The sequence below is a fragment of the Aggregatibacter segnis genome (assembly GCF_003130075.1).
Classification (GTDB): domain Bacteria; phylum Pseudomonadota; class Gammaproteobacteria; order Enterobacterales; family Pasteurellaceae; genus Aggregatibacter; species Aggregatibacter segnis_A.
This window is the reverse complement of record NZ_NRCW01000001.1, coordinates 399,270-410,665: the sequence shown is the minus strand read 5'-3', so window position 1 is coordinate 410,665 and position 11,396 is coordinate 399,270. Positions and strand designations below refer to the sequence as shown.

Annotated in this window: 8 protein-coding genes and 1 pseudogene; 7 read left to right on the top strand and 2 right to left on the bottom strand. The window is 43.8% G+C overall.

What is annotated here, in order from left to right; translation table 11 throughout:
* Positions 1-288: 288 nt before the first annotated feature.
* Both DK415_RS01960 and birA read right to left on the bottom strand, forming a co-directional pair.
* The gene (locus tag DK415_RS01960) at positions 289-492 is read right to left on the bottom strand and encodes a glycine zipper 2TM domain-containing protein (RefSeq protein WP_109127964.1); all 204 of its coding nucleotides are present in this window, start codon (positions 490-492) and stop codon (positions 289-291) included.
* A gap of 83 nt (positions 493-575) precedes the next feature.
* Positions 576-1,553: pseudogene (gene birA, locus DK415_RS01955) on the bottom strand (bifunctional biotin--[acetyl-CoA-carboxylase] ligase/biotin operon repressor BirA); the annotation flags it as partial.
* A 106-nt stretch (positions 1,554-1,659) separates the two neighbouring features.
* Here birA and guaB point away from each other — a divergent pair.
* The 7 genes from guaB to pdxY all read left to right on the top strand — a co-directional run bounded on the left by guaB (position 1,660) and on the right by pdxY (position 11,392).
* Positions 1,660-3,126 (top strand): IMP dehydrogenase, encoded by a 1,467-nt coding sequence (gene guaB, locus DK415_RS01950; RefSeq protein WP_109432210.1) that lies wholly within the window; start codon positions 1,660-1,662, stop codon positions 3,124-3,126.
* 204 nt (positions 3,127-3,330) lie between these two features.
* Positions 3,331-4,707, top strand: coding sequence for a nucleobase:cation symporter-2 family protein (locus DK415_RS01945; RefSeq protein ID WP_006718572.1), 1,377 nt, complete (start codon positions 3,331-3,333; stop codon positions 4,705-4,707).
* Positions 4,708-4,861: 154 nt separating this feature from the next.
* Positions 4,862-6,217 (top strand): anaerobic C4-dicarboxylate transporter DcuC, encoded by a 1,356-nt coding sequence (gene dcuC, locus DK415_RS01940; RefSeq protein ID WP_109432209.1) that lies wholly within the window; start codon positions 4,862-4,864, stop codon positions 6,215-6,217.
* 106 nt (positions 6,218-6,323) lie between these two features.
* Positions 6,324-7,193, top strand: coding sequence for a DMT family transporter (locus DK415_RS01935; protein WP_109432208.1), 870 nt, complete (start codon positions 6,324-6,326; stop codon positions 7,191-7,193).
* Positions 7,194-7,359: 166 nt separating this feature from the next.
* Entirely contained in the window at positions 7,360-8,919 is a 1,560-nt protein-coding gene (guaA, locus tag DK415_RS01930; protein WP_109432207.1) for a glutamine-hydrolyzing GMP synthase, read from the top strand.
* Positions 8,920-9,500: 581 nt separating this feature from the next.
* The gene (accA, locus tag DK415_RS01925; protein ID WP_109432206.1) at positions 9,501-10,454 is read left to right on the top strand and encodes an acetyl-CoA carboxylase carboxyl transferase subunit alpha; all 954 of its coding nucleotides are present in this window, start codon (positions 9,501-9,503) and stop codon (positions 10,452-10,454) included.
* Positions 10,455-10,534: 80 nt separating this feature from the next.
* Positions 10,535-11,392 carry a pyridoxal kinase PdxY gene (pdxY, locus tag DK415_RS01920; protein ID WP_109432205.1) on the top strand — a complete coding sequence of 286 codons (858 nt, stop codon included), beginning with the start codon at positions 10,535-10,537 and terminating at the stop codon, positions 11,390-11,392.
* The last annotated feature ends 4 nt before the right edge of the window (positions 11,393-11,396 follow it).

Genomic DNA, 11,396 nt, shown 5'->3' with positions numbered 1-11,396 from the left:
TCAATTTTAAAATCTTTAATGATAAAAACGAATCTTCAAGTGCCCACACAGTTTGTCTGATTGATTGTTAAAGAACAAAAAACGACGCGCGGTTTTATGCTTTACAACGGCGCGTCGTTGTGGGGGCGTATTATAGGCATTTATCACGACCTTGCAACCCCTTTTTGCGATTTTTTTACAAAATATTTTTTAACTGATTATTTTTTAGCTATTCCTAAATAGTAAAGTGCGGTCGAAAACCTACCTATTTCCGACCGCACTTTACTTGCTAAACCTGAGTGAATTCGATTATTTACCCACTTGACTTCCAATTAAACCACCTAATGCGGCACCACCAAGGGTTGCTCCGGTTGAACCGCCAATCACATTACCGGCCACACCACCGACCGCCGCGCCAATAGCCGTATTTTTCTGGGTTTTACTTAAATTGTTACAAGCACTTAATGCTACCGCTAGTGTCACAATGCCTAAAAATTTAACTGTTTTTTTCATATGTAACCTCATGAGTTATAAGCTAAACAAGTAATACCTTCACGATTACTCATAAGATTAGACGCATTTTTTTCTCGAAAGTTTTACTTTTTCCGTAACGAGACTTCGCCTGCATTAAAATATTGCACACCCTTTTCTGTCATGAGACATAAATGACCTTGTGCATTAATCCCCTGTTCAATACCTGAAATGGTGCTTTTTTCGCTTATCACATTCACTTCAGTACCTAGATAGGCATCATATTCCAGCCATTGTTGTTGCATTTCCGCATCAATACCGTGCTGTTCAAAACGCGCTAAATAACGATAAATGGTATTGACCATTTGTATGATCAGTTTCTCACGATCAATATGTGGGAAAAACTCCGTCAACTCAGCCCAAGGTTGATCGATTTGTTTTTCTTGACCAAGAGAAACATTCATGCCGATACCAACAACCAGATTCAATTTACCGTTAGGTTGATTAACGATTTCCACCAAAATGCCGGCCAGTTTTCGCTCATTGACTAAAATATCATTCGGCCATTTCACTTGAAAACCGTACATATCCAATTCAACTAGCGCTTGCACAATCGCCAAGCCAATCACGGTACTTAACCCATCCAAAGGTTTACGAGGATCCAATTGCCAGTAGAAACTCATGATAATTTGCCCGGCAAAAGGCGAAATCCATTGCCGCCCACGACGACCACGCCCGGCGGTTTGATATTCAGCCAAGCAAAGATCACCTTTTTGAAGGTGAGCAACATTCTCTAATAAATATTGATTGGTTGAAGAAATGACCGGTTTAACCACCACATGATAAGGTTTCAATGCCTCCGCTAGACGTTTTTCATTTAATAAAGGCAATTCAGGGATCAAATAAAGATGATCATTTTCTAACGCAAAATACAGTCCTTGTTGCTCCATTTGGCGCACTTCTTCTAATAATTCCGCTTCGCTGCATGCTAAAAGTGCGGTCAAATTTTCCAATGAATTTTCCACATCGCTTGTCAGTAATTCTAGTAATTTCGCCATAAATCCTTCCTGTTTTTCAGCGTTTGAACGGTGGTTATCATACGCTAAAAACTAAAATTTTTTATCATTTTTTCTTTTCAAATACAGGATGGATCTGTATAATCCGCCCGCAATATTTTTTCATCATTTTAACTTAAAGAGAGATATTGCAATGGCATTACGCATCTTAAAAGAAGCACTCACATTTGACGACGTTCTTCTTGTTCCAGCTCACTCTACTGTGTTGCCTAACACAGCCAACCTTTCCACTCAATTAACCTCAACAATTCGTTTAAACATTCCTATGTTGTCAGCGGCAATGGATACGGTAACCGAAACGAAATTGGCTATTTCCCTTGCACAAGAAGGCGGTATTGGCTTTATTCATAAAAATATGTCCATTGAACGCCAAGTGGATCGTGTACGTAAAGTGAAAAAATTTGAAAGCGGCGTGGTTTCCGATCCTATTACGGTGCCACCAACATTAACCATCAGCGAATTAAAAGCCATTGCACAGAAAAATGGTTTTGCCGGCTACCCGGTTGTCGATGCTGAAGGTAACTTGGTTGGTATTATCACCGGTCGCGATACCCGCTTTGTTTCAAATCTAAACAAAACCGTTGCCGATTTCATGACACCGAAGTCTGGCCTTGTCACCGCCAAAGAAGGGGCAAAACGTGAAGAGATTTTCCAATTAATGCACGAACATCGCGTAGAGAAAGTCTTAATTGTTGATGATAACTTCAAATTAAAAGGCATGATTACCTTAAAGGACTATCAAAAAGCAGAACAAAAACCGAATGCCTGTAAAGACGAATTCGGCCGTTTACGTGTAGGCGCAGCGGTTGGCGCAGGTCCTGGCAACGAAGAACGCATTGATGCATTAGTCAAAGCAGGCGTAGATGTTTTATTAATCGACTCTTCTCATGGCCACTCTGAAGGCGTGTTACAACGTGTACGTGAAACACGCGCAAAATACCCGAATTTACCGATTGTTGCCGGTAACGTCGCCACTGCAGAAGGCGCGCTCGCCTTAGCGGATGCCGGTGCTAGTGCAGTCAAAGTGGGGATTGGCCCAGGCTCTATTTGTACCACCCGTATCGTCACCGGCGTGGGTGTGCCACAAATTACCGCCATTTCTGATGCGGCTGAAGCCTTAAAAGATCGCGGCATCCCAGTCATTGCTGACGGCGGTATCCGTTACTCCGGCGACATCGCGAAAGCACTTGCTGCAGGCGCCAGTTGCGTCATGGTCGGTTCCATGTTTGCCGGTACAGAAGAAGCGCCGGGTGAAATTGAATTGTATCAAGGCCGTGCGTTCAAATCTTATCGCGGCATGGGCTCTCTTGGCGCCATGGCGAAAGGCTCAAGCGACCGTTATTTCCAATCCGATAACGCCGCCGACAAATTAGTGCCGGAAGGTATTGAAGGCCGTATTCCTTATAAAGGTTTACTCAAAGAAATCATTCACCAACAAATGGGCGGATTGCGTTCTTGCATGGGCTTAACCGGCTGTGCCACCATTGATGAATTACGTACAAAAGCACAATTCGTGCGTATCAGCGGCGCGGGTATTCAAGAAAGCCACGTACATGATGTCACCATCACCAAAGAAGCTCCGAACTATCGCATGAGCTAATTGAGTTTCATCTTTCACAAGAAGTGCGGTCGATTAAAAAAACGTTTTGAAAATCGACCGCACTTTTTATTTTCTCTTCAACTCCTTTTAATAAACATAAAATATTTTTCTCAACATAAAAGCAATCGTTTGCGCAACACCATAAAATTCACTAAAATACCGCCCTCTTATTCTCCTAACCCCAGCGTATCTAAGGATCATTTTATGGAACACGCTCAACACCAAACAGAGGAAGCGGATTTAGTCTATCGCCTCGAAGATAAACCGCCCTTTTTCAACGCACTAATTAGTGCAATCACCCATTTATTAGCCATTTTTGTGCCGATGGTTACCCCTGCCCTGATTGTCGGGGGCGCGCTAAATTTACCGGTACACATGACCGCCTACTTAGTGTCCATGGCTATGGTGGCATCCGGTATCGGAACCTATATTCAAGTGCATCGCTTCGGTTTTATTGGCTCAGGCATGCTTTCCATTCAATCGGTCAATTTCTCTTTCGTCAGCGTCATGATTGCCGTGGGATTAAGCATGAAAGACAATGGCATTGACGAACACACCATGATTTCAACCTTGCTTGGTATTTCTTTCGTCGGTGCTTTTTTAGTTTGTGGTGCGGCTTGGATTTTGCCTTATTTAAAACGCGTCATTACTCCAACCGTAAGCGGTGTCGTGGTATTGCTCATCGGTTTAAGTTTAATCGATATCGGCATTACCGATTTTGGTGGCGGTTTCGGTGCCAAAGGTACTGAAGCTTTTGGCTCACTACAAAACATCGGCTTAGCCGGTTTAGTGCTGGTCGTTGTGTTAATTTTTAACTGCATGCGCAATCCGTTTTTACGCATGAGCGGCATTGCCGTTGGCTTAATCGCAGGCTATATCGTTGCGTTATGCTTAGGCATGGTTGATTTTTCTCCATTAAAAGATGTGGACATTTTTACCATTCCGGTGCCATTTAAGTATGGTTTTGCTTTTGACTGGTCAGCATTTTGGGTCGCCGCCATCATCTATTTATTAAGTGTATTTGAAGCGGTGGGCGACTTAACGGCAACAGCAATGGTTTCCGGTCAACCTTATGAAGGTGAAGAATTCCGCCAACGTTTACGTGGCGGCGTGTTTGCCGATGGCTTGGTGTCTGTGATTGCCACTGCCTTAGGGTCTTTACCGCTCACCACCTTTGCACAAAATAACGGCGTCATTCAAATGACCGGCGTGGCTTCACGTCATGTTGGGAAATTTATCGCGGCCATTTTAGTCTTATTTGGTTTATTTCCAATTGTCGGACGCGCTTTCACCACGATTCCAAGCCCGGTACTCGGTGGCGCAATGGTATTAATGTTCGGATTAATCGCCATCGCCGGTGTGCGTATCATCATGACTCACGGAATCAATCGCCGTGAAGCGGTTATCGCTGCCACCGCAGTGGGCGTGGGTTTAGGTGTAGCGTTTGAGCCGGAAGTGTTCAAAATGCTACCGGATGTTTTCCGCAACGCCATTGCGGCAGGTGGCATCACGGCAGTGGTATTAAACTTAATCCTGCCAAGAGATGCGCAAGATAAAAGCATTTACTTAAGCGAAAAATAAAAAGGATCGCAAGAAAAGGCGGTGTAAGAAAAACACCTGTAAAAAACACCGCACTTTTTATGATCAACCTCAAAATTTCAAATTAAAGCCGTTTACAACGGCTTTATTTTTTCGCTACATTCAGGCATCTATAAATACAACCTAAGGAGATATTATGGATTTAATTATCGGTCTAGTCGCAATTGTGCTCGTTGCGTATTACATCGTGAAAGGCTATTCCGCTACGGGCGTGTTAATGTTCGGTGGTTTAGTGTTGCTACTACTTTCCGTGCTGATGGGACATTCCATTTTGCCGGAAAATGTAAAAAGCACGGGTTCAACCTATTTAGACATTATTGAGTATGTAAAATACTTGCTGTCTAACCGTAGCGGCGGTTTAGGCTTAATGATCATGGTGTTATGCGGTTTCTCCGCTTACATGACACACTTGGGCGCAAACGATATGGTGGTGAAACTTGTTTCCAAACCACTCAAAAATGTGCGTTCCCCTTACGTTTTAATGATCTTTGCCTACTTTCTCGCTTGCCTGATGTCTTTTGCCGTGTCTTCTGCAACAGGTTTAGGCGTACTATTGATGGCGACATTGTTCCCTGTGATGGTCAACGTGGGCATTTCTCGCGGCGCCGCGGCGGCAATCTGCGCCTCACCGATTTCCATCATTTTATCCCCGACCTCCGGTGATGTGGTGTTGTCTGCGGAAATCTCTAAAATTCCACTGAGCGAATTTGCCTTTTCTACTAGCTTGCCGGTTTCCCTCTTTGCTATTTGCGGTATCGCCATTGCGCATTTCTTCTGGCAACGTTATTTAGATCGCAAAGAAGGCGTGGTAACCACCACATTGGATGTCACCGACATCAAAACAGACGTGCCAACGTTCTATGCCATTTTACCTTTACTGCCAATTATCGGCGTATTGCTGTTTGACGGCCAATGGGGCTTGCCGAAATTACACATTGTCACCATTATCATTCTTTGTTTCATCATCACGGCAATAATTGACTTTGCCCGTAATTTCAGCGCGAAAAAAACGTTTGATAACTTAATTGTGGCTTACCGCGGCATGGCGGATGCCTTTGCCGGCGTGGTGATGTTATTGGTAGCCGCCGGAGTCTTTGCCCAAAGCTTAAGCACAATCGGTTTCATCACGAACCTGATTGATTCTGCCCAATCCTTCGGTGGCAGCGGATTAATCATGATGTTGGTGCTCGCCGTCATTACGATTTTGGCGACGATGGCAACTGGTTCCGGCAACGCAGCCTTCTACGCCTTCGCTGAATTAATTCCGAAACTTGCCACTCAAATGGGCGCTAACCCGGCCTACTTAACGATCCCGATGTTGCAAGCGTCCAACTTGGGGCGTGGTTTATCACCGGTCTCCGGCGTTGTAGTTGCCGTATCCGGTATGGCAAAAATTTCACCATTTGAAATCGTAAAACGTATGTCTGTGCCAATGATCGTCGGCTTTATTTGCGTCATCATTGCCACTGAATTCTTCATTCCAGCCGTTTAATACGGCATAAAGTGCGGTCGGTTTTCAACGCGTTTTAAAACGCAGAAAAAAGCACCGCACTTTTGTTATAATCACGCCCGACTTTCTTTAATCAGTTATAACATCTATGCAATCAAATCGTTTTGCCGCCACCATGTTGGTTATCGGCTGTATTTTATTTGGACTCGGTAGCCTTATCGTTAAATTTGTTCCCGTTGGAGCCTATGCTATCGCCTTTTGGCGGTTACTAATTGCATCAGGAATTTTTTGGCTTTTAATGAAACTTTATCGTAAGCCCTTGCCAAAACAACCTAAAGCTTTATTTTGGACAATCGCTTCAGGCGTATTTCTCGCATTTGATTTAGCCTTTTGGCATGAAAGCATTTACGCTGTTGGACCGGGTATTTCCACCCTATTAAACAGCTTACAAATCTTCTTTTTAGCATTTATTGGTTGGCTATTTTTTCAAGAACAGGAAAGTAAATTACAGCTTGCAAGCCTGCTTATCGCGACTGTTGGTGTAATACTCATTGCGAGCCCCGAATTGCAAAATAACATCGAAGCGGGTTATGGTATCTTTATCGGATTACTTTCCGGCGCCTGCCTCGCCGCATCCATGGCATCGATTCGCCAAGCACACCGCATTGAACCAATTTCCATATTTCCGCTCATGTGGCTTATCAGTATCAGTGGTGCCATCACATTAATTCTGCCATCACTGATATTCAACGCCGATTCCCTTTATCCAACAACACTCACGGACATCGGTTTAATTATGACTTACGGCGTTGTTATGCAATGCATCGCCTGGGGCATGATTGCCTATACAATTCCCTTGCTCAGTCTGGGATTAACCGGGTTATTGTTACTTTCCGAACCTGTCGCGGCACTCGTTATCGATGCATTTTTACTGCACAAATCTATTAACGTATTGCAATGGCTCGGGGCTTTTTTGACCTTAGTCGCGATTTATTTGGGATCGTTAAAAAACACCTAAAAAAACGACCGCACTTTATGTGGTAAGACAATCGCTATCGTTTACGTTAGAGGGGGGAAATGATAGAATGCGCCACCAGTTTGGGCTCGCAATACAATTTATTGTCATAACAGTGCGACCGAAATTCAATCTATCCCAGCATATATAGAAATTGTTAGAGAAAACCATGACCAACATCCACAATCATAAAATCCTCATCCTCGACTTTGGTTCCCAATACACCCAACTTATCGCCCGTCGTGTGCGTGAAATCGGTGTTTATTGCGAACTTTGGGCGTGGGATGTAACTGAACAACAAATCCGTGATTTCAACCCAACCGGGATTATTCTTTCCGGAGGCCCGGAAAGTACCACGGAAGAAAACAGCCCGCGTGCGCCGGAATATGTTTTTAACGCCGGTGTGCCGGTGTTAGGCATTTGCTACGGCATGCAAACCATGGCAATGCAACTTGGTGGTTTAACAGAAACCTCTGATCACCGCGAGTTCGGCTATGCTTCCGTTTTAATGGAAAATGCCACCGCACTTTTCGCGGATCTCAATGACGGCGATAACAAATTGGATGTGTGGATGAGCCATGGCGATAAAGTCACCCGCTTGCCACAAAACTTCCAAGTGACCGGCACAACACCAACTTGCCCGATTGCCGCAATGTCTGATGAAAGCCGTCATTTCTACGGCGTGCAATTCCACCCGGAAGTCACCCACACTAAAAAAGGCTTGGAATTATTAACCAATTTTGTGGTGAACATTTGCGGTTGCGAAACCAAATGGACTGCTGAAAACATCATTGAAGACGCCGTTGCCCGCATTAAAGAACAAGTGGGCGATGATGAAGTCATTCTAGGTTTATCCGGCGGCGTAGATTCCTCTGTGGTCGCATTGTTATTACACCGCGCTATCGGCAAAAACTTACATTGCGTGTTCGTGGATAACGGTTTATTGCGTTTAAACGAAGGCGATCAAGTGATGGAAATGTTCGGCAATAAATTTGGTTTGAACATCACTCGCGTGGATGCAGAAAATCGTTTCTTAGGCGAACTTGCCGGCGTATCTGATCCTGAAGCGAAACGTAAAATTATCGGTAAAGTGTTCGTGGACGTATTCGATGATGAGTCGAAAAAACTAACAAAAGTAAAATGGTTGGCACAAGGTACGATCTACCCTGACGTGATCGAGTCTGCTGCCAGCAAAACAGGCAAAGCGCATGTGATTAAATCCCACCACAACGTAGGCGGCTTGCCGGATTATATGAAACTCGGCTTAGTCGAACCGTTGCGTGAATTGTTCAAAGATGAAGTCCGTAAAATCGGTCTAGCTTTAGGCTTACCGGCTGAAATGATCAATCGCCACCCATTCCCGGGCCCAGGTTTAGGCGTGCGTGTATTAGGCGAAGTGAAAAAAGAATACTGCGATTTATTACGCCGTGCCGATGCTATCTTTATCGAAGAATTACGCAACAGCGGTTGGTATGAAAAAACCAGCCAAGCCTTCAGTGTGTTCCTGCCGGTGAAATCTGTCGGTGTGATGGGTGACGGACGCAAATATGACTGGGTGATTTCCTTGCGCGCCGTAGAAACAATTGATTTTATGACCGCACATTGGGCACATTTGCCTTATGATTTATTAGGCAAAGTCTCCAACCGTATCATCAACGAAGTGAACGGCATTTCCCGCGTAGTGTATGACATCAGCGGTAAGCCACCAGCAACGATTGAGTGGGAATAACTTAGTAAAAAAGCCTTGAATTTTCAGGGCTTTTTTATTTCTGTAAATACATTTTTAAAGCTAGAAAAACAACTGAAGTAACATCGGTCAGAAAGAAAATATCGAAATTAAGTAGAAATGAAACTTAGGATTGGGTGGTGAACTAAGCAGAATTGGTCTTAACAGTAAGCGGTATACTGCGTCGCATCCCTGCGGGTTTCTACCTAGTCCACCATTGACTGATGATGGTTTGTAGTTTGCGACATAAAACTGATACTAAAAGTGTTTTATACCTTCAGCCCGCTTATTTCAGGAGACCAATCCTGACCTTCAGACATCTTATCTTGAAAGTGACTACATAATAAAATCGTTTTAGCTGATTGTCAATTGGAGCATAACTCGATATTTCAGTCATTTTTTTCATTCTTCCTTTATTCGATAAACACCATAAATTACTTTGATTACATAGCCTTAGCTGGTGTTACCAGATGAAATCTTATGACTTTTATGAAAAAAACACATAAAATATCCCGTCTGATTGCACCCACTCTAAAATCTTGTTAAAGTGCGGTACAAATTTTTCATAAAATTAGGAATTACAAATGAGTCAAGAATACTTAGATTTTGAATTACCCATTGCCGAACTTGAAGCGAAAATCGAATCTTTACGCGCTATGGCAAACCAAGATAATGACATTAATCTTGATGATGAAATTGCTCGCTTACAGAAGAAAAGCATCGAACTAACTGAGAAAACTTTTGCCAATTTAGATGCGTGGCAAGTTTCAAAAATGTCCCGCCATCCAAACCGTCCTTATACTCTTGACTACATCGAATATATTTTCACTGAATTTGAAGAACTTGCGGGCGATCGCGCTTTTGCAGATGACAAAGCAATCATCGGTGGTTTGGCACGTTTAGACGGCAGACCGGTAATGGTTATTGGTCACCAAAAAGGCCGTACCGTCAAAGATAAAGTAAAACGCAACTTTGGTATGCCGGCACCGGAGGGCTACCGCAAAGCATTACGCCTCATGCAAATGGCAGAGCGTTTCAAATTGCCTATTATCACCTTCATTGACACCCCGGGAGCTTACCCTGGTGTAGGCGCGGAAGAACGCGGTCAATCAGAAGCGATCGCACGTAACTTACGCGAAATGTCCCTCTTAAAAGTACCGGTGATTTGTACCGTTATCGGTGAAGGCGGTTCCGGCGGTGCATTGGCTATCGGCGTGGGTGATAAAGTCAACATGTTGCAATACTCCACCTACTCCGTTATTTCTCCGGAAGGTTGCGCATCTATTTTGTGGAAAAGCGCCGATAAAGCCTCCACCGCAGCAGAAGTAATGGGTTTAACCGCCAATCGTTTAAAAGAACTTGGCTTGATTGACAATATCGTTCGTGAGCCGTTAGGCGGTGCACATCGCAATTACGCTGAAATGGCGAAAAACTTGAAAAAACGTTTACTTGAAGACTTAGCTGATTTAGACGTGTTAAATCAAGAAAATCTGTTGGATCGCCGTTATCAACGCTTAATGAGCTACGGTTACGCATAGAAAAGAAAAACAAATAAAAATCCCACCGCACTTTCCTGCGCAGTCAAAAAGAGAAGAAAAGGAGAAAAGGAGAAAAGGCAATGAAACACGTACTTTCAATTCAATCTCATGTAGTTTATGGCTACGCCGGCAACAAATCGGCAACCTTCCCAATGCAATTGCACGGTATTGACGTTTGGGCGTTAAATACCGTGCAATTTTCTAATCACACCCAATATGGCAAATGGACTGGCATTGTTATTCCAAAAGAACAAATCGGCGAAATCGTACGCGGCATTGATGAAATTGATGCCTTGAAAAAATGTGATGCCGTGGTTTCTGGTTATTTGGGATCTGCCGAACAAATCGATGAAATCATCAACGCTGTGTATAAAATTAAAGCCATCAATCCTCATGCGCTTTATTTATGCGATCCTGTGATGGGACACCCTGACAAAGGCTGTATCGTAGCAGACGGTGTGCGTGAAGGTCTGATTAACATTGTTTCAGAAGCGGATATTATTACACCGAATTTGGTGGAACTCCGTGAATTAAGCGGCTTACCGGTTGAAAACTTTGAACAGGCACTGACTGCCGTACAAGCCATTTTGGCAAAAGGGCCGAAAAAAGTCTTGGTCAAACATTTAAGTAAAGTGGGAAAAGATGCAACACAATTTGAAATGTTGCTGGCGACCGAACAAGGCATGTGGCATATTTCCCGTCCATTGCACCCATTTGATCGCGAACCGGTCGGCGTAGGTGATTTAACCGCCGGTTTATTCCTCGCCAACCTACTCAATGGCAAATCGGATGTAGAGGCGTTTGAACACATGGCAAACGCCGTCAATGATGTCATGCAAACGACTTTAGAACATGGCGAATATGAATTACAAATCATTGCCGCTCGAGATCTCATCCTCCATCCGCGTAGCCACTATAAAGCACAAAAAATTGCATAACTCT